This is a genomic window from Paraburkholderia sediminicola, from assembly GCF_046030555.1.
GTDB classification, from domain to species: Bacteria; Pseudomonadota; Gammaproteobacteria; order Burkholderiales; family Burkholderiaceae; genus Paraburkholderia; species Paraburkholderia sediminicola_E.
This window is the reverse complement of sequence record NZ_JAQQCH010000043.1, coordinates 21,031-40,018: the sequence shown is the minus strand read 5'-3', so window position 1 is coordinate 40,018 and position 18,988 is coordinate 21,031. Positions and strand designations below refer to the sequence as shown.

Genomic DNA, 18,988 nt, shown 5'->3' with positions numbered 1-18,988 from the left:
TTCATGCATGGTTATTCTCTCAGTTTTGGTGCGCGACCGGCTCAGGCATGCGTGGCAGCGGCGGATGCCGCGCCATAGCCGGCCTTGGTGCGCATTCGATCGCGGCAGGCGTCGCCGAAGGCGCGAAAGATCGCGGTGGAAAGCGCGTCGTTGGCATGCTTCCATTCCGGGTGCCACTGCACACCCAGCGCGAAGGCATGCGCATCTTTCACGCTCACCGCTTCGATCAATCCGTCCGGCGCGGTGGCTTCAGCCACCAGACCCACGCCCAACCGCTCGACGCCCTGACCGTGCAATGAATTCACACGCGCTTCATTCGTGCCGCCCGCGAGGCGCTGCAACAAGCCGCCCTGCGTCAGCGTGATCGAATGAGACGGTGCGTATTGCACGTCGAGGTCGTCTTCCTTGTTCTCGCGATGGTCGTTCAAGCCGTCCACCGCGTGAACGCTTTGATGCAACGTCCCGCCGAACACCACGTTCATTTCCTGGAAGCCCCGGCATACCGCCAGCACCGGCACGCCTGCGGCGATCGCCGCGCGCAGGAGCGGCAGCGTCGTCGCATCGCGTGCGGCGTCGTGCAGCGTGCCCGGCGCGCTGGGCTGGCCGCCGTAGCGGTGCGGCTCGACATTCGAATAGCTGCCGGTAAACAGTAAGCCGTCGACGGTGGCCAGCACGTCCCCGGTGGACTGACGCTCACCGAGCGCCGGCAGCAACATGGCCAGCGCCTGTGAGCCGTCCACGATCGCGGCGATGTACTTCTCGCCGGTGACGTGCGACGGGTGGACTCCCATCATCGTTCTGTCGGCGCTAATGCCGACCAGGGGTTTGTTTCGCATAACAGATAGACGTGTGTGTTCCCCGCGGGACGCGGCACGAACAACGTTAAACACAGCGCGGCACGATTCCGCAGCCGGACGCAAGGCGTCAGACCACCGGGGTAGTGCAGGCGGTCATCGTCAACTGAACGCGCCGCGCGTGGTAATCAGGTAGGCCGTTCGATTCGATCCATTGCGGTGCGCAACTGATCTGATCCGCGTGAAATGTTGAAATGCACAGGCGGCAGACAGCACCGCACATGCACGAACGCATGGCTCAACAGAGCGCGCTCACGCAAACGGACAAATCGAACGGCGAAATAAAGGGGGAGGCGCTACGGCAGCAGCGAGGCGACTTCGTCCGTGCGCACGGCAATGAAGGCGCGCGCGGAGATGGAGTTGTGGCGTCGAACTGAACGGCGGGACAGGATCGTGAAGACGGACAGGAAGCGGCGGAACGTAAGGCTGCCGTTGCTGCCGTCGGCGATGGCGCCGTCAGCGCGAGGACAACTCGCCTGACTACGATTCCATCTCACCAAAGGGCCTCGGACTCTCACGATTACACTCGACTAGCGGCGTTGAAAGTATTGAACGCTTGCTCGAAAAACGCACAGGGCGTTTAAAGAAACATCACGCTGGGTTGATCGCCTCTGATCGATGCGAACTGGGTTCGCTGCATCAAAAAACACACTTTCGTGCTTCGTGACGTCGGCATGACGATCGCCTGAGAACCATCGTATACGAGCCAATAATGCCGTCAAATCATTTTTATAAAAGATTTATCAGGGCTTTCCCGGGGGTGTCGCGAGAATGCCGGTCCGTGGGAACATTCGTTGCGCCTACTATATTTCGGGAGCCTTTCAGGGGTTTTCCCCAGCGGCGCGAAGATTAAAGTGATTAGAATATTCAACACTCGCGGGCACACGTTGCCCGAGCCCACGCGTTCCGATCGTCTCCAATGTCAGAGAATTCAGCGATGTCTATAGAAGTAGCGACCCGCCTGCAATACATCCGTAAGAAGAACGGCCTGTCTCAGCGTGAGCTGGCGAAACGGGCGGGCGTGACCAACGGCACGATCTCGCTGATTGAACAGAACCGCGTGAGTCCGTCGGTCGGCTCGCTGAAGAAACTGCTTGAATGCATACCGATGAGCCTCGCCGAGTTCTTCACTTTTGAAGTCGAGGTGGAGCGCTCTGTCGTGTCGCGCCGCGCCGATATGCCGAATCTCGGCAATGAGTCGATCGAGTTCTATCTCGCCGGCTCCAGCATCAAAGACCGCAACATGGGCATTCTGCGCGAGGTGTATCAGCCGCTGTCGGATACGGGGCCTGAGATGCTGGAGCACGAGGGGCACGAGGGCGGGGTGGTGGTCAGCGGTCAGATCGAACTGACGGTGGACGGCATCACGTGGCTGCTCGACCCTGGTGACAGCTACTACTTCGAAAGCCGTCTACCGCATCGTTTTCGCAATCCCAGCGCGGAGCATCTCTGCGAGATCGTGTCGGCCAATTCGCCGCCCACGTTCTAAAGACTCCGCGCCAACGCGCCGCGACGCAGTTCAAAACCGCATGAAGTCGATGCCGGCGTGCGTCGAGCGCATAACATTGAGGCATCCTGATGGACAAGAAATCTCTCGCTTTCTGGCAAGACAAAGCCGCTACGCTTTCAATCGAAGGCCGTGCGTTTATCGACGGCGAGTATCGTGACGCCGCAGGCGGCCGCACGTTCGACTGCCTGAGCCCGATCGACGGCAAGCTGCTCGCCAAGGTTGCCGACAGTGGCGCGGCGGATGTCGACGCCGCTGTGGCAGCCGCGCGCCGGGCATTCGACGCCGGCGTGTGGTCCGACCTCAATCCGCGCAAGCGCAAGGCGATTCTATTGCGCTGGGCCGCGTTGATTCGTGAGCATATGGACGAACTCGCGCTGCTCGAAACGCTGGACGCCGGCAAGCCGATTGCCGACACCACCTCGGTGGACGTGCCGGGCGCGGCCTATTGCGTCGAATGGTTCGCTGAAGCCATCGACAAGGTCGGCGGCGAAGTCGCGCCGGCCGATCATCACTTGGTGGGTCTCGTGACGCGGGAGCCGATCGGCGTGGTTGCCGCGGTGGTGCCGTGGAATTTCCCGATCCTGATGGCCTCATGGAAGTTCGGCCCCGCGCTCGCGGCGGGCAACAGCGTTGTGCTCAAGCCCTCGGAGAAGTCGCCGCTCACCGCGATTCGCCTCGCTCAACTCGCGCTGGATGCGGGCATCCCCGCCGGCGTGTTCAACGTGGTGCCGGGCGCGGGCGAACCGGGCAAGCTGCTGGCGCTGCATCAGGACGTGGACTGTCTCGCCTTCACCGGTTCGACCAACGTCGGCAAGCTGATCATGCAATACGCCGGGCAGTCGAATCTGAAGCGCGTGTGGCTCGAACTCGGTGGCAAGTCGCCGAACATCGTGATGCCCGATTGCCCCGACCTCGATCGGGCAGCCAATGCGGCAGCCGGTGCGATCTTCTACAACATGGGCGAAATGTGCACTGCCGGTTCGCGCCTGCTCGTGCATCGCGACATCAAGGACGTGTTTCTCGACAAGCTGATCGCCGCAGCACGCAGCTATACGCCGGGCAATCCGCTCGATCCGCAAACCTCGATGGGCGCGATCGTCGATAACGTGCAACTCGAACGCGTGCTCGGTTATATCGAAGCGGGCCGCGCCGAGGCGAAGCTGCTGCTGGGTGGGTCGCGTGTCAAGCAGGAGACCGGCGGTTTCTATATCGAACCGACCATCTTCGAGATTCCGGCTGCCGGCGCGAAGGTTGCGCGTGAGGAAATCTTCGGGCCTGTGTTGTCGGTGATTACGTTCGATACGGTTGAAGAAGCGATCAGGATCGCTAATGATAGCGAATACGGTCTTGCCGCTGCCGTGTGGACCTCGAACCTCACCACTGCGCATGAAGTGTCGCGCAAGCTGCGCGCAGGTACTGTGTGGGTCAATTGCTACGACGAAGGTGGCGATATGAACTTCCCGTTCGGAGGCTACAAGCAATCGGGTAACGGCCGCGACAAGTCGTTGCACGCGTTGGAGAAGTACACCGAGCTGAAATCCACGCTCGTTCGGCTGCGCTAAAGGATTCGCAAGCCAGCGCGGTAGCGTTTGAGAAGGACGCCGCCGCGTTCCCAATGGATCCGAGGCTGGACGTCGCACGTATCACCTGGAAGCCTCGCGTGCGGCGCCGGCATGTTTATCAGCTATCAGGTCATCCATGACTGAACTCGTTTACGGCGACGGCGCGATTCGCCGTTCGTCGCTCTATGGCTCGTCGATCGAAAACACCTATGCGGGTGTGCTGTCGTTCATGCGCCGCAAGTACACCCGTGAACTCGACGGCGTCGACGTCGTGGTCTCCGGCGTGCCGCTCGATCTGGCTACTACCTTCCGTTCGGGCGCGCGTCTCGGCCCGGCGGCGGTGCGCGCGGCAAGCGTGCAGTTGTCGGAGTTGCATCCTTATCCGTGGGGCTTCAATCCGTTCGACGATCTCGCCGTGGCCGACTACGGCGACTGCTGGTTCGACGCGCACAATCCCATGACGATCAAGGAATCGATCGTCGACCACGCGCGCACGATCCTGCGTTCGAACGCGAAGATGCTGACGCTCGGCGGCGATCACTACATTACGTATCCGCTGTTGATTGCGCATGCGGAGAAATATGGCAAGCCGCTTTCGCTGATCCATTTCGACGCGCACTGCGATACCTGGGCCGACGACAGCCCGGACAGCCTGAATCACGGCTCGATGTTCTATAAGGCGGTGAAGGACGGTCTGATCGATCCGAAGACCTCGGTGCAGGTCGGCATTCGCACGTGGAACGATGACTTCATGGGAATCAATATCCTCGACGCAGCGTGGGTCCACGAACATGGCGCGCGCGCGGCGGTGGAGCGGATCACGTCGATTGTCGGCGAGCGGCCCGCGTATCTGACCTTCGATATCGACTGTCTCGATCCGGCGTTCGCACCAGGCACGGGCACGCCGGTGGCGGGCGGTTTGTCGTCGGCACAGGGGCTGGCCATTGTGCGTGGGCTCGGTGCGTTGAACCTGGTGGGCGCGGATGTGGTGGAAGTGGCGCCCGCTTACGACCAGAGTGAGATCACAGCGATCGCCGCCGCGCATATCGCGTGCGATCTGTTGTGTCTTTGGCGGCAGCGGAAAGTGGCTGAACGCCACGCACTTCAGCCGGCTTGAAGCGGCTTCAAGCGGAACCGGCTTAATCCCGGCTCAGCCCATCGACGATGATCGATCGGGTTGACGCCGGCCTTCGCGCAAGCCGAGCGTATAGGCGACCAGCGCGCCGCTCATGATCGCCAGTTGCCACATCAGCATATCGCTGCCGCGCGCTTTCATGGCGAAACCGGCGATAAGCGGCCCGACAATCGAGCTCGCGGTGAAGGTGAGCGACACCAGCCGCATGTTGCGTGTGAGCGCGGCCTTGTCGCTGCAAGCCGCCGCAACCATGCCGAGCGTGATGTACGCGCTATTCATGCCGCCGAGCAGCAATGCGCTTGCCTCCGCGAGCCGTGAGGCGGGTGTGGCGAGCGCGAAACCGCAGATCGCGAGCGTGCTGAGCGCGGCGCAGACGATCACCGTGGCAGCCAGACCCGCGCGATCGGCAAACCAGCCGACCGGAAACTGCAGCGCCATGCCGCCGATACCGAACAGCATGAGTTGCGTGGCTGTTTGCGTGGTGCTGAGGCCGTTAGCGTCGGCAAAGAGCGGGAAGAGGCCGTAGAGCGCGCCATCGCCGATGCCGCCTGCAGCGACGACCACCATGCCAAGGCTGACTAGAGGCCCGATCGGGGCACGTTTTTCAACCCGATGTTTTTCAGCCCCGGTGTTTCGCGGGGGCCGGGCTGGATCGACAGCAGGGCGCGCATCGTCCGACGCCGTCAGCCACAGCGGCAGGGCGGCCGCGAATGTAAAGGCCGAGCCGGCCGCGAACGTCATGCGTCCGTCGGCCGCGCACCATACCGCCAAGGCCGGGCCGATTACGCCTGCGGTGGCAATCAGCGCTTCGTGCACGCCTACTACGCGTCCACTCGACTCAGCCGGAACCAGCCGGTAGAGCCACGTTTCATTGGCGATCCAGCGCAAACCGATCCCGAGCCCGGTCAACAGGCCGGGCACGAGCCACAGCGGCCACCACAGCGCGTTCATCGTGGCGAACGCGAGCACCGTGGCGGCGAGACCCAGCGATACCGTGCGCTTCGCCCCGATACGTTCCACCAGCCACGGCGGGATCAACAGGCCGGCCAGCATGCCGGTCCATTGCGAAGCGGAGAACAGGCCGGCGCGCGGCGCATCGAGGCCTTGATGGGCCAGCCACACGGGCAGCACCATGAAGCCGATGCCGAACTGGCCGATCTGCGAGAGTGCCGAGACTGCGGTCAGCGCGGCGATCGCCGGCCAACGCACCGGCGCGGCTGCATTCATGGGCGGCTCCGCGCGGGCATGGGCAGCCCCTGTTCGCGGCATTCGACCGGGCAGCCGGCTTTCAGGCAGGGGCCGTCGTCGCAGAGGCGGCACAGTTGCATGGCGTGCGCCGGATCGCGGGTCTCATTCCACAGGATCTTGATCAGCAGGTTTTCGAGCACGTCGCGCTCGCGCTCGTCGAGCTGTCCGACGATGCGCTGGAGCATCCGGTCGCGTGCCGTTTGCAGGCGTTTGGCTTCACGCTTGCCGGAAGCGGTCAAGGCAAGCGCGACGGAGCGCTTATCCACACCCGATTTTTTTTCGACGAGCCCCGCATCCGCCAGACCGGCAACGGCGCGGACTGCGGCCGGATGCGAAAGATCGACCGCCTCACGCAACACTTCAATGGATGAATCGGGATATTGACCGATCGCGTTGAGCATGGCGCGGGCCGTTGGGCCCGCGAGCGCGGCCTCGGCAGGCTGCGCGTTCATCTCGTCTGTAACCAGCAGGGCGAGCACGCCAAGCAGATTTTCTGTGCGCTGCGTCATGGGGATACCTCAATGTGTGCAATGTGCATATATGCATGTTGCACACATTGAGCGCGACGCGCAAGCGGTTTTTTGCGCCATTCGATCCTGATGCGCTGCAAGGACTGCCCACTATTTCTGCAGATTCACGGCGATCGCCTTGACGGCACAACACGGGAGTCGTCGACTGAGTTGAATAGTTTTTTTGAATACATAAACAGAAACAATTGTATTTTTACTGCGGATCAACATTCCCCATACTGCGTTCACATTAGAGACACCGCCCGGAGAGGAGACACGATGAACGGTGCTTTCTGGCGTCCTTTAGAGGTCGATTTCGATGCCGATCGTCTTGGGCGGTTGCCCCACAATCTCAACGGCCGGACCGTCGCATGGGCAACTGAAGGTTGCTCGAATCGGTGTTGCGCAGTGACTCTGAGCAGTACCGCTGGTCTTGCCCCGCCACGCGCCGATGACATCGGCCACCTGCTTGCGCAATCGTTTCTTCAGTCTGTCGTCTATTTTCCCGAGTTGGAAATTCGAGATCGTCACTGTTGAACCAGAACAGCCAGCGTCTTGCCCTTGAGCGCTGCTAGCACCACCTGTGTCTTGAGCGCCGGTTCAAATTTTCGCGGGCTCTGTTTTGTCGTCTTCTGGCCGACCCCGGCGCCGACGATGCTGATCGACTGTGGCCACAATTTGTTCGTTTAACGAAATATATGAATTTTATATGCCCTCTCCATATCGTTTAAATCAACCCTATGGAGGTGCTCCCCGGCAGGTCACGCGGCACAGTTAGTCCCGGCCACAGTTCTTCCATTTTGCGGGTGACAGCATGCGATCAAACACCTCGTCTCTTTCCTGTAATCGGACGGTTCTCTCATATGCAGTTACCCTAACTGAGGCCGTTTCGGTTCGGATCGGTGAGATCCGTGGCTTCGGCAAGAAGGGCGAAATCAGGCGTTTCGGCGCGGTGGGGCTCGCCTGTGCGTTTGTATGCGTGAGCACATTGTTAAGTGGGTGCGGCGGCGGCAACAAGCAGACGACAAGCGCGACGTCGGCCGGCAGCGCCCAACCTGCCAGCGGTGCGCAACCGTCCAGCGACGTCCAGCCTACGCTCCCGGTAGCGAACCGCGCGCTGCTCATCGACCTGGACGGCGCAACCTACTCCGCCGTGCAAAGCGGCATTGCCGCAGGGACTTTGCCCAATCTGGCCACGCTTCAGATCCAGTTGGCCTACAGCGGTGGTGTCGTCGGCACGACTAGTCAGCAGCCGAACCTGGATATGCCGGGATGGGCAAGCTTGCTGACCGGTACGTGGGCTGTGCGCAATGCGGTGACATCCGATGCGCCGAACCAGATGTTGCAAAGCAGTTCGGTATTCGCCATGACGAAGGCCGTCAGCGCAGGCCTCAATGGCGCGGTGGTTGAATCAGGCCAGCTCGATCAGTTGCTGACGCCGGAGCAAAGTGCCGGCTATCTCGACACGCTCACCAACTGCTCACAGCATGGCGGGGATGCCTGTGTCACGCAGCAGGCTCTGCAGATGATAGATAGCGGCTACGCTACGGTGGTGGCGCAGTACCACTCCGCCGAGGACGCCGCACTCAATTACGGACGCTCATCCTCGAACTACATGAGCACACTGACGCAGTTGGATACCGCAGTCGGCAGGCTCCTCGCCGAAACGGCGAAGTATCCGCACTGGCTGGTTATGGTGACCGCAAGCCACGGACTGAACCCGGCGGGTGGGGCGGACGGTCTCCCGGAACTGCCTGAAGCCACGACCTTCATCGGGCTCAATCAGCCAGCAAACAACGGCACGCAGGGTGTGAACGCGGCAGTACCGTCGGCGCTCAGCGGTCTGTACGCCTATGCGAGCATCGCCGACGTGACGCCAACGTTGCTCGCTTACCGGAGTGCCCTGCCTGCGCCGGCGAACTATGCGATGGACGGCGGTGAACTGGTCGGCGCGCAACCGGTCTCGCAACTGACCGGCGTTACCGGCAGTGACAACCAGAGCATCGTGCTGAGATGGGCCGCACCGGCAAGCGGCGCGATCACCGTGCTGCGTGACGCTCAGGTGATAGCGAATCTGCCCGCCGGCGCGACGACGTATACCGACAGCCAACTGGGACTGACAAACGCCGGCAGCTATCAGTTTAACTACACCGTGGCGGCCGGCACGGCATCGGCCTCGGATCTTGCGACGATTACGTACGTTCCGCCACCGCCTCCGCCGCCGCCGCTCGCAACAACCCTGACGCAAGGTCTCGTTACCTACTATCCGTCGTCGTCGTATGGTTCAACGCTGCCGACGTTTGCCAGTCCGGCATTGGATGCGATTGTGACTGGCACGACAGCGGACAGTACGCTGGGCCCGTGGGCCAGCGGTTACCAAAGTGGCTCACTCACGCCCGATCCGTTTGGTGGCCAGGGCCTGCTGATCAATACGGCCGTCGCGAACCCGGCCGGCGACGACGGCTACAAGCTCGTGCAGACCAACGACGTGACGAAGGGCGCGCAGTTCACAATCGGCTTCTGGTTCAAAACCCCGGGCATAACGACGGGCGACGTGCCGATCTTCTCGAATAAGAACTATGTGTCCGGAGGTAATGCGGGGATCGCATTTGGCCTGTTCGCGGCCGGGATTGCATTCAACATCGGTTCCGGAAGCGGAGTCCGCGCGGACGGCCCGTCGTCTCCTTATACGCCGTACACCGCGAACCAGTGGATGTACCTCGCGATCTCGGTGGATACCGTGGCGAAGACGATGACCTGGCATCGGTTCGATCCGGTCCTTGGCGAGGCAACGGGCACGGTAGCCACCGGCTCGGTCAACCTGGCGAATCTGGTGGGCTTGGGTCAGTTCGGTGTTGGGGAAGACGGCACGGGGATGTACGAGGTCAACAAGTGTGGAGACGCGGTTAATCCGTACACGCCGGGCACCTGCACGAACGGATCGGCATCACCGACCTACCAGCAATCGTTCAGTGAGATTGCAATGTGGAACCGCGTGCTGAGTGAAACCGAACTGCAGTCGATCTTCGCATCGAAGAAGCCGCTCTCCACCTTGTTGAGCTCGACCCCCTGACGCCGGAGCAAAAGACATGAGATCGAATCTCTGTATCGCGCGGCATCGCCGCAGTGTGGGTTGGCGCGCCGTGTTGAGCGCTTTCCTTGCGTGCGCCACCTGTGCGCTGATTGCCGGCTGCGGCGGCAATAACAACGGCGAAAGCAATGCAGCCGCAAACCAGCAAGCGCCCGTCAATGGCAACAGTGCGCCGGCGGGCGCGGGCGGTGCGAGCGATCCGGTTCCGATCGTCGCGCTGCCGGCCTCCGGGCCGTGTGCCGCCTCGGGCACGCCGGCGCTGCAGGCGCCGGGCCTGAATTCGCAGATCGACTGCGCGCCCTGAGCGCCGATCGCAATCCGTGCGGGTCAGCGGAAATCTGATCCACGCGACAGACATAACACCGACATCGAGTCCGCCATGATCAAGATGGATCGCCGCAACTTCCTGCGCACCGCTGCAGCCGGCGCGGCACTGAGTATTTTTCCGCCGTCCATTCAGCGGGCCCTCGCGATTCCCGCCAACAACGCGACGGGCACGATTGCCGACGTCGAGCACGTCATCATCTTTATGCAGGAGAACCGTTCGTTCGATCATTACTTCGGCACCATGCCGGGCGTGCGCGGCTATAGCGACCGTTTCACGATTCCAATGCTATCCGGCAATCCGGTCTGGTTTCAGAACGGTGCGTCGGGCACCGTGCAGCCGTACTATCTCGATCCTGCCCTGGGTAACGGGCTCTACATCGGCGGCGACCATTCCTGGGCCACCCAGCAGGCCGGATGGGACAACGGCCGCATGGCGAGCTGGCCAAAAGCCAAGAGCCTTAGTGCGTCGATGGGCTATCTGCAGGAAGGCGATCTGCCGTTTCACTACGCTCTGGCCAATGCGTTTACGATCTGCGACGCCTACCATTGCTCGATGCACTGCTCGACGTTCCCGAACCGGATGTATCTGTGGAGCGGCACGAACGGCTCGAACGTCGTCGATCACGGTGTGATGAGCAACGACCAGTGGGGCTTCACCGTTCCGCTTGGGGCAGCCAGCACCGGCCTGACCTGGACCACCTACCCGGAACGCCTGCAGGCGGCGGGTGTTAGCTGGAAGGTCTATTGCAACCCGACCAACTGCAGCAACGACAACCAGCTGGGCGCATTCGCGAGCTATCGCCAGGCGGCAGCGGCCCTGACGGCCACGGGCGAAACACTTAGCACGACATACACCACTGCCATGGACGCGATATCGCCGCTGCTCAAAGGCATAGCCAACACGATGCCGGACGGCGGCTACCTGGCGGCCATTGCGGCCGACATCGCCGCGGGCACGCTGCCGCAGGTCAGTTGGGTCGTTTCACCGGCATCCTACAGCGAACACCCGATTTCCTCGGTGCCGAATCAGGGGGCCTGGTACATCCAGAAGTTACTCGACATGCTGACGGCCAACCCGGACGTATGGAGCAAGACGGTGCTGTTCATCGACTACGACGAGAACGACGCCTTCTTCGACCACATGCCGCCGCCGGACCCGCCCTCGCAGAACCCGGACGGCACCTATGCAGGTATGTCGACAGTCGAGACGACGTATGAATACTTCACGATGTCCAACCCGCCGGGCACCATGAGCCCTTACTCTCCAGACGGAAAGTGCTTTGGCCCGGGCGTGCGGACACCGATGCTGGTCATTTCGCCGTGGAGCGCCGGCGGGTGGGTCAATTCACAGGTATTCGACCATACCTCGACGCTGCGCTTCCTCGAACAGCGCTTCGGCGTCGCCGAGACCAACATCAGCCCATGGCGTCGCGCCGTTTTCGGGGACCTGTTGTCGTGCTTCAACTTCCGCAATCCGAATACCGCTACGCCTGCACTGCCCGCTGCCCCGACCCAGGCGGCCGCCAATGCGACGTATACCCAGCAGGCTGCCGCGGCCAACGTCCCGGTGCCGGTAGCCGGTTCCGTGCCTCTGCCGCAACAGGCGCTGGTGGCGCGGCCCTCGCGAGCGCTGCCCTATGCGCTGCATACGAGCGCGAGCGCCAACTCGCAGGCCGGCGTGATCTGGTTGACGTTCAGCAATACCGGCACCCAGGGGGCGGTCTTCCATGTGTACGACCGGCTCAACCTCGCCAGTATTCCGCGGCGCTATACCGTCGAGTCGGGCAAACAACTGTCCGGGACGTGGAACGCCGCCGCGAATACCCCCACGGGCCAATACAGCCTCTGGGTGCTCGGCCCGAATGGTTTCCACCGGCTCTTCGAAGGAAACGTGACGGCGGTGGCCAATGGCCCGAATCCCGAGGTACGCGTATGTTACGACCACGCGAACAACGCGGTGTACCTGACCATTATGAACACGGGCAACGCCACTGCGAGCGTCACGGTTGCCGCCAACGCGTACCGCAACGACGGCCCGTGGATCTACTCGGTGCCGCCAGGCACGCAGGTCGAACCGTACTGGACCCTCAGTGAATCCGGGAGTTGGTACGACTTTACGTTGACGATGAGCGGTGGCTTCGTCCGGCGTTTCGCCGGGCGTGTCGAGACCGGCCAGGACGGTATCAGCGATCCGGCGATGGGCGTATCGCTCACCTCGTCGTGAGGGGTATTCGACCGGGATGGGTCGATGGCATCGCCTCGTGCTTCGAATAGGTTCTCAGGACTTCGGCGTCTGTTCGACGGGCGAGCACACGGGCGCAACCGGCTGACCCGCCAGCACTTTCCTGACGAACGGTATCGAATCCTCCAGCGATGTGTTGACTGTGCCATTGTGTTCGCGATCGGCATATAGATGCGCTTCGACCGTGGTGCCCGCCGCGCAGGCGTCTTTTGCCAGCGAGAGCTCCAGAGGGGCGAGACCGTCGTCCGCACCGATGCCGATGAACACCGGCGACTTGATCTTCAAAGTCGGAAACTTCAGATAGTCGTCCCACCATGCCTGCAAACGCGTGTTAGCGCCTGGTTTCACGGTGTTCGCGGTAGTCAGTCCGGCGAGCGCCGCGTCGTCTTCGAGCGACGCAAGGCAACTGATGCGCGACTGTTCGAGAATGGGCAGCGCCGAATCCGTGAGGATGTCGGAGGCCTTCAACGCAGGGTCGATCTGTTGCGCCGACAGCACGGAATAAAACTGGTACGCGAGCGTTGCATCGATCCGATTGGGATCACGCCGGTACGCCGTCTTGAATGGCGCAAGCGTAGCGAGGGTGTGCTTCGGCGCGTTGTAGATCACGCCGGTTGCGACCGTGCCGCGAATATTCAGTTCGGGCGCATAGGTGCTCGCGTATCCGGCCGCGGCGAATACGGCGGAACCACCTTGAGATTGCCCGACCAGCACAACCTGATTGGCGAGCCCGGGTACGCTGTGCAACACGGCGCGTACGCTGTCGAGCATCGTGTAGCTATTCGAACGATTGTTCAGCTGCGGGTTGGGTCCGGGCGTGCCGAGTCCCTGATAGTCGGTCGCCACCACCGCGAAGCCTTGCTGAAGCCACGCATTCAGATAGCGTACGTCGCGATAGGAGCGTCCGAACCACGAGGGCGCACAGATATCGGCCATGCCGAAGGTGCCGTGCCCCCACGCGACGATCGGCCATCCTCCTTGCGGCGGCTGGCCCTGGGGCAGGAACAGCGCACCCGATACAGCGATCGGCGTTGTGCCGTCGACGCCATCAGTCGAGCTGTATAGCAGGCGCAATTGCTGGCCGGCGTTGGCGAGGCCGAGTGTGGACGGCAGTCGCTCGGAGCGCAACAGTTCGCCGGGGTGGGCGGGAATCTCATCGTCCCATGTGTAGAACGCGGACACCCGGCCGTCGCCTTGCAGCGGATCGGGCGCGGGTGCTCGCGCGCTAGCAGCGAAAACCATGCTGGACACCAGCAACGCCGCTAACGGCGCGGCTAACCACGTGTTGAATTTGACGCGACCCGATGCGCGCCAATCCCGCGCTCGAATATTCTCTGCTTTCATGCTGATGCCTTGAACGATGGTGAGAAAAGTGTGGGCACGCGAAACCTGCACGCGTGAGCCCGTTGACCCCGTTGGACCCGGGCGGCTTTCAATGCAAGTTTCGAACCATCGTCATGCGTGGTTGGCAAAACACGGCTCGCATGGGGACAACGACGCTGCGGCGTAATGTGCGCGCACGCCTGCTTTGCGTCGTGCGCAACAGTCGCTGATGCTGCACTGGTGGCCCAGCAGCAAAATCACCCGGTTCGAACAAGGGCGCGCATGCGCGGCGATTGGCCACGAAGCCGCCGAACAAGGGTCCGCGTGTGACGCGCCGATTGGCACACTTGCTGCTAAATACTGCTCGCATCGATCCCTCTCTCATCAAAGGACTCAACATGTCAGTCACGCAGACGCTGGAAAGCGGCGAACTGGTCGCCTTCGTCGAACGCATCCGGCGCGAGTTCGCGCAAGCCACGCGCGTCCTCAAGGAAACCCGCACCTTGTCGGCGACCAACACCTTCCAGGCCTATCAGCGCGTGCCGGGCACGGACCTCGTCGTCGCCGTGTCGGCGCCTACGCCATGGGCGCAATCGCAGGAGGTTCAGGCGGTCGTGGTGTCGTTCGACGGCAAAGTGATCCATGGCGATCCGAAGGCATCGGGCCATGGTCCCCGCTATGCCGGCGTGTTCCAGGAAGCGCCGGAAGTCGACGTGGTGATTCACGTGCATGGCCCGTATCTCGGCGCGTGGGCGAGCGCACACCGTCCGCTGCCGATCCTGTACGCGCCGGCGCAGCGTTATACGAAGGCCCGTGAAATTCCGATCTATATCGACCGCCGGCCGGGCGAGCCGCGCTTCATCGTCGACACGATCCGGCGTGATCCGAACATTCCGGCGATTCTCGAGGCGAACGGCGGGGCGACCTTCTGGGGCAAAAACATCCTCGACGTCTCGCAGTACATCCTGATCCTCGAAGAGGGCGCGTACTTCCAGGCGCTCGCGGAGTCGCTCGGCGGTTCGAAGGAGTTCGGCCCGGGCGTGCTCGAACAGCAGTGGAAAATGACGGGCCTCGCCTGAGCCCTGCCGGCAGGTCCAAAGCGTGAGCAACGATGAGCGGCGCGGTCGGCCGTGCCGCTCATCGTGTCGACGCAGCCGGATAGCGGTATTGCCGGTTCCGTCATACTGTTAGCTCGATGTATTGGTTCGCAGCGCACGGCCGGCTTGATATCGTCGAGGCTCCCTTTGGATTCCTTGCTGGTCGATCAATGGCTGTCTTCAGTTTTCCCGATCCCACGTCGCACGCGATCACGATTCGTGCGAAAGCCCTGACTTTCGACGATCCCAAGTCGCTGGTATTGCTCGAACGCATCCATCTGGTCGCGCCGAGCGACGCCACCGTGCTCGTCACTGGCGAGAGCGGCACCGGCAAGGAGTTGATCGCACGGCTCGTGCATTCGCTGAGCGAACGCCGTGACGGGCCATTCGTCGCGGTGAATTGCGGCGCGTTCTCGGAGACGCTGATCGAGAGTGAACTGTTCGGTCACGAACGGGGCGCGTTCACGGGCGCGATCAGCAGCCAGCCCGGCTGGTTCGAGTCGGCCAATCGCGGCACGCTGTTCCTCGATGAAGTGGGGGACTTGCCGCTGGCGGCGCAGGTCAAGTTGCTGCGGGTGTTGCAGGAACGCGAGGTGGTGCCGGTCGGTTCACGCAAGACCGTCAAAATCGACGTGCGGCTGGTCACTGCTACCAATGTGAACCTCGAAGCCGCGGTCCGTGCCGGGCACTTTCGGGAGGACCTGTACTACCGTCTGAACGTCGTCAAACTCAGCCTGTTGCCCTTGCGCGAGCGACCGGGCGATATTGGTCCGTTGATCCAGCACTTTCTCGAGAGCTACGCGAAGCGTCTGCGGATCACGCCGCCCGCACTGACGGACGCCGCGCTCGAACGGCTGCATGCTCATTCATGGCCGGGCAATATTCGCGAGCTGGAGAATGTGATTCATCACGCGCTGCTGGTGAGCAGCGGCGGTTTTATCGACGTTGGCGACTTGCAGTTTTCCGCTCTTTCGCTGGCGCCGCACGCGCAGGCTGCGGAGACGCCGGTCGTGAACGCGGCGTCCAGTCCGGCGCGCCGTCCGCGCGATATCGCGGAAGCGACCGACGCCTTGCGCGAGTCCATTGTCGATCTGCTGGAGCTCGGCACGCCCAGGCTCTGGCAGCATATCGAAGACACGGTCTACCGCAGCACCTTCGAATTCTCCGAGAATAATCAGCTTCGCACGTCACGCCTGCTCGATCTGTCGCGCAATATCGTGCGTGCGCGGCTCGCGCAACTGGGCATCCTCAAGCTGCGCGACGCCGGCGAACCGGATGCCGCCGATGCGGGCGAAGCCGCCGACCGCCGTCAGGCGTGATCGCGCCAGCGCAGCATGTGCTGCGCGACGCGCTCGCACAGCATGCCCATTGCCACCGCCAGCACGGTGACGCCTGTCACGCATACCAGCAACACGTCTACACGCGCACCGGCCTGCGCGGTCTGCATCAGATTGCCGACGCCTGCGCCAGCGTTGAATAACAGCTCACTGCTCGTGGCCGTAATCCAGGCAAACGGTACCGCTTGCAGGATGCCGGCGAACACGTCCGGCAACGCGCCTGGAATCAGCACGTCGCGCAGCCAGCCAATCCTCGTCAACTCATACGACTGCGCAAGTTCGAAATAACGTTGATCGATACGGCGCAGTCCGTCGAAGCTACTCGTCACCATCGGATAGAGGGCGGCGAGGAAGACGATGAACACCTTCGCGAATTCGCCCGTGCCGCACCACAGGCTGATTAATGGAATCAGCCCGAGCAGCGGTACGTGACGCAATGCCTGAAATAACGGATGCACCAGCTTCTCGGCGCTGCGTGATAACGCGGTCAATGCGCCTACCGCGACACCGGCGATCACGCCGGCGGCAAGACCTAACGTCGTGCGGCGCAGACTCGCGCCGAGATCGACGAACAATTCACCGCTTCTGACGAGTTCGATCGCGGCACTCGCCACCTGTTCAAGCGGCACGAACGCATATTGATGCACGGCATCGCGATAGGCGGCGAATTGCCAGAGTGCAAGTAAGGCGAGTGGCAGGACGAAACCGCGAGCGCGTCGGCGCAGAGGGGACGTGGCGTGCAGAGCGGTCATAAATGGCGCTTCAAAGGAAAGTTGATTCAACGATTGGGTGTTTGCCAGCGCAACACGCGGCGTTGCACGAGTGCGATGCTCTGATCGAGGGCAAAACCGATCAATCCGATGGCGATCACGTCGACCATCACAATATCGATACGAAGCATCTGCCGCGCCATCTCCATCATTTCGCCAATGCCACTGTCGGCGCTCAGTAACTCGACCGCGACCAGTGCGAGCCATGAGCGCGACATCGCAATGCGGATACCCGTGAGCAGCGACGGAACCGCTGAGGGCAGCAGCACGTCGCGCAACAACGCGAGGCGACCGAGCCCATAGTGGCGCGCCATTTCGACCAGATCACGCGGGACGCCTTGCACGCCCCCGTAGGTGGCAAGCGCGACCGGAAAGAACACCGCTTTGGCGACCACCACCACTTTGAGCGGTTCGTCGATGCCGATGAGCAGAATCAGTATCGGTATCAGTGTCAGCGTCGGCACCTGCCGCAGGATGTCGAAAAGCGGGCGCACGTAGTCGGAGAAGACGCGGTTCACGGCGAGCAATATGCCGCACGCAACGCCGAGCAGTCCGCCCCATACGAAGCCGGTTGCCAGACGACGCAAGGTGATCAGCAGGTTGTCCTGCAGGTCGCCGCCCGCCGCGAGCGTGCCGAAGGCGTCATAGACCTTGTGCGGCGGCACGAGCAGTTGCGGCGCGAACCAGTGCTGTGCGCTCGCGTACCACCAGAGCAGGAACAGCATCGCGGGCGAAACCCACCACAGTAGCGAGGAAGCGCGGTGCGCGAAAGCACGCACGCGAAAGACGGGGTTCGCCCTTGCCTGAGTGAGGGGTGTGGGTGGCGCGGATGCCCCGGCACCCGCCACCGTATCAACGGTTTGCGACATTCGTCGTAGCGCTCGTATCCCAGTAGCGTTCAAGCTTGAGTTCCTTCAACGCGTTGTTGACGAACTGCGGCGCGAGCAGGCTATTGACGTCCACGCCGCCGGAGGTGAGTTTGGCCTGCTGGCTATACGCCGACACGTCGCGGTAATGCGCACTGAGCGACGGCGTGAACAGCGGCGTCCATTGGTCTTTCCACGGCAGCTTCTCGTCGTCGTACTCCCGGCGCACGACGTTTTCGGGTTGGCCTGAAGCACTGAGAATCTTGATGTAGGCGTCGCGATTCTGCGGTTGCGAAATCCAGTAGGCTGCACGTACGTAAGCGGTCGCGACCAGTTGCGTGACGTCAGGGTACTGACGCACGAAATCGTCGGAGGCCCAGAGCTCCGCGCGCATCTTCCACGCGTCCGGTGCGTCCTTGGTCGACCAGATGATTTTGCCGACCTGCTTGTCCACGAGCGGGTAAGCGTCCGAGAGCGTAAAGAATCCATCGACCCGTCCCGCGGCAACGGCAGCGGCGCCGGCTTGCGGATCGAGGTTGTAGATCTTGAAGTCGGACAGTTTCAGGCCGTTGGCTGCCAGCAGTTTGCCGAACGTCACTTCCCACGGACGCCCGCGATTAAGCGCGATCCGCTTGCCTTTCAGATCGACGATCGACTTCGCCGTCGAATTGGCCGGCACCACCAGATAGGTGTTGCTGCCCACGCCGCCCGGCACGATCAGCCTGGTATGCGTGCCGGACGCGTTGACCACGACCGAAGGCAAGTCACCGTAGCCTGCGAAGTCGATGCTGTGATTCGTGAACGCCTCGTTGACCAGCGTGCCGACCGCCGCGGTCGAGACCGGCACCCATTGCAGCTTGATATGGCGTGCGGCCAACGCCTGTTCCAGCGACTTGTCGGCGTCGATTAAAGCGGAGGCGCCTGCATATTGCGTTTTGCCGCCGTTTGAATAAGCGACCACGGCGATCCGCACGACTTTCGGTGCATCGTCGGCGCGCGCCACGGAGGGGCCAAGCAACGCGGCGGCGGTGAGCGGTACCGTCATCGACCATGCGACGAATGCGCGCCTTAGCAAAAGGGAAAGAGCAGATGAACGTTTCATGATGTGCGGATCAGA

At 62.3% G+C, this 18,988-nt stretch carries 17 protein-coding genes; 9 read left to right on the top strand and 8 right to left on the bottom strand.

Annotated elements, in window-relative coordinates:
- Positions 1–41: 41 nt before the first annotated feature.
- Both PQQ52_RS33530 and PQQ52_RS33525 read right to left on the bottom strand, forming a co-directional pair.
- A complete protein-coding gene (locus tag PQQ52_RS33530) occupies positions 42–836 on the bottom strand; it encodes a gamma-glutamyl-gamma-aminobutyrate hydrolase family protein (RefSeq protein WP_408221149.1) in 795 nt (264 codons plus the stop codon).
- 314 nt (positions 837–1,150) lie between these two features.
- On the bottom strand, positions 1,151–1,372 hold the full coding sequence (locus PQQ52_RS33525) for a hypothetical protein (protein WP_407945944.1): 222 nt from the start codon (positions 1,370–1,372) through the stop codon (positions 1,151–1,153).
- Positions 1,373–1,791: 419 nt separating this feature from the next.
- Between PQQ52_RS33525 and PQQ52_RS33520 the strand changes: the two genes are divergently transcribed.
- From PQQ52_RS33520 to speB, 3 genes are all read left to right on the top strand, one after another.
- On the top strand, positions 1,792–2,343 hold the full coding sequence (locus PQQ52_RS33520; RefSeq protein ID WP_325043484.1) for a cupin domain-containing protein: 552 nt from the start codon (positions 1,792–1,794) through the stop codon (positions 2,341–2,343).
- A gap of 89 nt (positions 2,344–2,432) precedes the next feature.
- The gene (locus tag PQQ52_RS33515) at positions 2,433–3,926 is read left to right on the top strand and encodes an aldehyde dehydrogenase (protein WP_408221147.1); all 1,494 of its coding nucleotides are present in this window, start codon (positions 2,433–2,435) and stop codon (positions 3,924–3,926) included.
- A gap of 136 nt (positions 3,927–4,062) precedes the next feature.
- Positions 4,063–5,043: an agmatinase gene (speB, locus tag PQQ52_RS33510; protein ID WP_408221145.1), complete on the top strand. Its 981-nt coding sequence runs from the start codon at positions 4,063–4,065 to the stop codon at positions 5,041–5,043.
- Positions 5,044–5,076: 33 nt separating this feature from the next.
- On the opposite strand, the gene PQQ52_RS33505 is transcribed toward speB, so the two are convergent.
- Both PQQ52_RS33505 and PQQ52_RS33500 read right to left on the bottom strand, forming a co-directional pair.
- Entirely contained in the window at positions 5,077–6,288 is a 1,212-nt protein-coding gene (locus PQQ52_RS33505) for an MFS transporter (protein WP_408221143.1), read from the bottom strand.
- Positions 6,285–6,818, bottom strand: a complete 534-nt coding sequence (locus PQQ52_RS33500; protein ID WP_408221141.1) for a MarR family winged helix-turn-helix transcriptional regulator — start codon at positions 6,816–6,818, stop codon at positions 6,285–6,287. Before PQQ52_RS33500 ends, PQQ52_RS33505 begins: the two co-directional genes overlap by 4 nt.
- Before the next feature lie 279 nt (positions 6,819–7,097).
- On the opposite strand from PQQ52_RS33500, the gene PQQ52_RS33495 reads away from it, so the two are divergent.
- The 4 genes from PQQ52_RS33495 to PQQ52_RS33480 all read left to right on the top strand — a co-directional run bounded on the left by PQQ52_RS33495 (position 7,098) and on the right by PQQ52_RS33480 (position 12,460).
- Positions 7,098–7,355: a hypothetical protein gene (locus PQQ52_RS33495; RefSeq protein WP_408221139.1), complete on the top strand. Its 258-nt coding sequence runs from the start codon at positions 7,098–7,100 to the stop codon at positions 7,353–7,355.
- Between the two features lie 442 nt (positions 7,356–7,797).
- Positions 7,798–9,891: a hypothetical protein gene (locus PQQ52_RS33490; RefSeq protein WP_408221137.1), complete on the top strand. Its 2,094-nt coding sequence runs from the start codon at positions 7,798–7,800 to the stop codon at positions 9,889–9,891.
- A gap of 16 nt (positions 9,892–9,907) precedes the next feature.
- A complete protein-coding gene (locus tag PQQ52_RS33485; RefSeq protein ID WP_408221135.1) occupies positions 9,908–10,213 on the top strand; it encodes a hypothetical protein in 306 nt (101 codons plus the stop codon).
- Positions 10,214–10,288: 75 nt separating this feature from the next.
- Positions 10,289–12,460, top strand: a complete 2,172-nt coding sequence (locus PQQ52_RS33480; RefSeq protein WP_408221133.1) for a phosphocholine-specific phospholipase C — start codon at positions 10,289–10,291, stop codon at positions 12,458–12,460.
- Positions 12,461–12,514: 54 nt separating this feature from the next.
- Here the strand turns inward: PQQ52_RS33480 and PQQ52_RS33475 are convergent, their stop codons facing one another.
- Positions 12,515–13,822, bottom strand: coding sequence for an alpha/beta fold hydrolase (locus tag PQQ52_RS33475; protein WP_408221131.1), 1,308 nt, complete (start codon positions 13,820–13,822; stop codon positions 12,515–12,517).
- A 377-nt stretch (positions 13,823–14,199) separates the two neighbouring features.
- Between PQQ52_RS33475 and PQQ52_RS33470 the strand changes: the two genes are divergently transcribed.
- Both PQQ52_RS33470 and PQQ52_RS33465 read left to right on the top strand, forming a co-directional pair.
- Positions 14,200–14,880 (top strand): class II aldolase/adducin family protein, encoded by a 681-nt coding sequence (locus tag PQQ52_RS33470; protein ID WP_074287085.1) that lies wholly within the window; start codon positions 14,200–14,202, stop codon positions 14,878–14,880.
- A 188-nt stretch (positions 14,881–15,068) separates the two neighbouring features.
- Positions 15,069–16,217 (top strand): sigma-54 interaction domain-containing protein, encoded by a 1,149-nt coding sequence (locus tag PQQ52_RS33465; RefSeq protein WP_408221129.1) that lies wholly within the window; start codon positions 15,069–15,071, stop codon positions 16,215–16,217.
- Here PQQ52_RS33465 and PQQ52_RS33460 read toward each other — a convergent pair.
- From PQQ52_RS33460 to PQQ52_RS33450, 3 genes are read right to left on the bottom strand one after another with little or no spacing between them, the layout of a single operon-like run.
- On the bottom strand, positions 16,208–16,987 hold the full coding sequence (locus tag PQQ52_RS33460; protein WP_408221127.1) for an ABC transporter permease: 780 nt from the start codon (positions 16,985–16,987) through the stop codon (positions 16,208–16,210). The two genes, PQQ52_RS33465 and PQQ52_RS33460, sit on opposite strands and share 10 nt — an antisense overlap.
- A 26-nt stretch (positions 16,988–17,013) precedes the next feature.
- Positions 17,014–17,874 carry an ABC transporter permease gene (locus PQQ52_RS33455; protein ID WP_408221125.1) on the bottom strand — a complete coding sequence of 287 codons (861 nt, stop codon included), beginning with the start codon at positions 17,872–17,874 and terminating at the stop codon, positions 17,014–17,016.
- Positions 17,858–18,973 carry an ABC transporter substrate-binding protein gene (locus tag PQQ52_RS33450; RefSeq protein ID WP_408221123.1) on the bottom strand — a complete coding sequence of 372 codons (1,116 nt, stop codon included), beginning with the start codon at positions 18,971–18,973 and terminating at the stop codon, positions 17,858–17,860. Before PQQ52_RS33450 ends, PQQ52_RS33455 begins: the two co-directional genes overlap by 17 nt.
- Between the last annotated feature and the right edge of the window lie 15 nt (positions 18,974–18,988).

Coding starts and splice junctions, on each gene's coding strand:
- PQQ52_RS33530 (WP_408221149.1), bottom strand. CDS start 836: ATGCGAAACAAACCCCTGGTCGGCATTAGCGCCGACAGAACGATGATG.
- PQQ52_RS33520 (WP_325043484.1), top strand. CDS start 1,792: ATGTCTATAGAAGTAGCGACCCGCCTGCAATACATCCGTAAGAAGAAC.
- PQQ52_RS33515 (WP_408221147.1), top strand. CDS start 2,433: ATGGACAAGAAATCTCTCGCTTTCTGGCAAGACAAAGCCGCTACGCTT.
- speB (WP_408221145.1), top strand. CDS start 4,063: ATGACTGAACTCGTTTACGGCGACGGCGCGATTCGCCGTTCGTCGCTC.
- PQQ52_RS33505 (WP_408221143.1), bottom strand. CDS start 6,288: ATGAATGCAGCCGCGCCGGTGCGTTGGCCGGCGATCGCCGCGCTGACC.
- PQQ52_RS33500 (WP_408221141.1), bottom strand. CDS start 6,818: ATGACGCAGCGCACAGAAAATCTGCTTGGCGTGCTCGCCCTGCTGGTT.
- PQQ52_RS33495 (WP_408221139.1), top strand. CDS start 7,098: ATGAACGGTGCTTTCTGGCGTCCTTTAGAGGTCGATTTCGATGCCGAT.
- PQQ52_RS33485 (WP_408221135.1), top strand. CDS start 9,908: ATGAGATCGAATCTCTGTATCGCGCGGCATCGCCGCAGTGTGGGTTGG.
- PQQ52_RS33480 (WP_408221133.1), top strand. CDS start 10,289: ATGATCAAGATGGATCGCCGCAACTTCCTGCGCACCGCTGCAGCCGGC.
- PQQ52_RS33475 (WP_408221131.1), bottom strand. CDS start 13,822: ATGAAAGCAGAGAATATTCGAGCGCGGGATTGGCGCGCATCGGGTCGC.
- PQQ52_RS33470 (WP_074287085.1), top strand. CDS start 14,200: ATGTCAGTCACGCAGACGCTGGAAAGCGGCGAACTGGTCGCCTTCGTC.
- PQQ52_RS33465 (WP_408221129.1), top strand. CDS start 15,069: ATGGCTGTCTTCAGTTTTCCCGATCCCACGTCGCACGCGATCACGATT.
- PQQ52_RS33460 (WP_408221127.1), bottom strand. CDS start 16,987: ATGACCGCTCTGCACGCCACGTCCCCTCTGCGCCGACGCGCTCGCGGT.
- PQQ52_RS33455 (WP_408221125.1), bottom strand. CDS start 17,874: ATGTCGCAAACCGTTGATACGGTGGCGGGTGCCGGGGCATCCGCGCCA.
- PQQ52_RS33450 (WP_408221123.1), bottom strand. CDS start 18,973: ATGAAACGTTCATCTGCTCTTTCCCTTTTGCTAAGGCGCGCATTCGTC.